Raw genomic sequence first — 1411 nt, 5'->3', positions numbered from 1 at the left:
ACCCTTGGCCGACAAGACCACCGGCACAACCGGCCAGGTAGCCCCTTGCTCGGCGAGGACGTCCGCCTCGGGAGCCTGCTCGATGATCGTGTGCGCGTTGGTACCGCTGATACCGAACGAGGACACACCCGCCCGGCGCGGACGGCCCGTCCGCGGCCACGGCTGGGACCGCGTCAGCAACGACACAGCACCCTCGGACCACTCGATCTTCCGCGACGGCTCATCGACGTGCAGGGTCTGCGGCAACACACCATGCCGCATCGCCATCACCATCTTGATCACACCAGCAACACCAGCCGCCGCCTGCGTGTGACCGATATTGGACTTGATCGACCCCAGATAGAGCGGCTGGTCCCCAGCACGCCCCTGACCATAAGTGGCGATCAACGCCTGAGCCTCGATCGGATCACCCAGCGTCGTACCCGTGCCATGCGCCTCAACAGCGTCCACATCCGACGCCGAAAGACCAGCCGAAGCCAACGCCTGCCGAATCACCCGCTGCTGCGACGGCCCGTTCGGCGCCGTAAGCCCGTTACTCGCACCATCCTGGTTGATCGCACTGCCACGAACCACAGCCAGCACGGGATGACCGTTCCTACGCGCGTCGGACAGCCGCTCAACCAGCAGCATGCCAACGCCCTCACCCCACCCCGTACCATCCGCCGCCTCGGCGAACGACTTGCACCGGCCGTCCACCGACAACCCACGCTGACGACTGAAGTCAATGAACGTCTCCGGCGTGGCCATCACCGCCACACCACCCGCCAACGCCATCGAGCACTCACCGTTCCTCAGCGCCTGCGCGGCGAGGTGGAGTGCTACCAGTGAAGAGGAGCAGGCGGTGTCAATGGTGAGCGCGGGTCCTTCAAGTCCGAGGGTGTAAGCCACTCGGCCGGAGGCGATGCTGCCCGCGTTTCCGGTGCCGATGTATCCCTCGACGCCCTCGGGGAACTCGGCCAGGCCCGCGAGGTAGTCGTGGTACATCACGCCCGCGAACACACCAGTACGGCTGCCACGCATCGTGGCCGGATCAATACCCGCGCGCTCGAACGCCTCCCACGACGTCTCCAGCAGCAACCGCTGCTGCGGATCCATCGCCAACGCCTCACGCGGCGAGATACCGAAGAACGCAGGATCGAACTCCCCCGCACCATGCAGGAACCCACCCTCACGCGTATACGACGTACCCGCGTGATCCGGATCCGGGTGATACAACCGCTCCAGATCCCAGCCACGATCGGCCGGGAACCCGGAAACACCATCCCCACCCGAGATCACCAACTGCCACAGATCCTCCGGCGACTGCACACCACCGGGGAACCGGCAACTCATCCCCACGATCGCGATCAGATCGTCCTCGACCACCGACGCGACCGCACCACCCACCGCGACCACCGCGTCCGGCTCATCC

1 protein-coding gene is annotated in these 1411 nt (G+C 65.9%); it reads right to left on the bottom strand.

Annotated elements, in window-relative coordinates:
• Positions 1–1411, bottom strand: a 1411-nt coding sequence (locus O5O46_RS34935) for a type I polyketide synthase (RefSeq protein WP_269859712.1), incomplete at both ends; no start/stop codon positions are given.

Origin of the sequence: Streptomyces sp. RPT161, assembly GCF_027533845.1 — a bacterium.
GTDB classification, from domain to species: domain Bacteria; phylum Actinomycetota; class Actinomycetes; order Streptomycetales; family Streptomycetaceae; genus Streptantibioticus_A; species Streptantibioticus_A silvisoli_A.
This window is presented reverse-complemented; position numbering and strand designations above follow the sequence as displayed.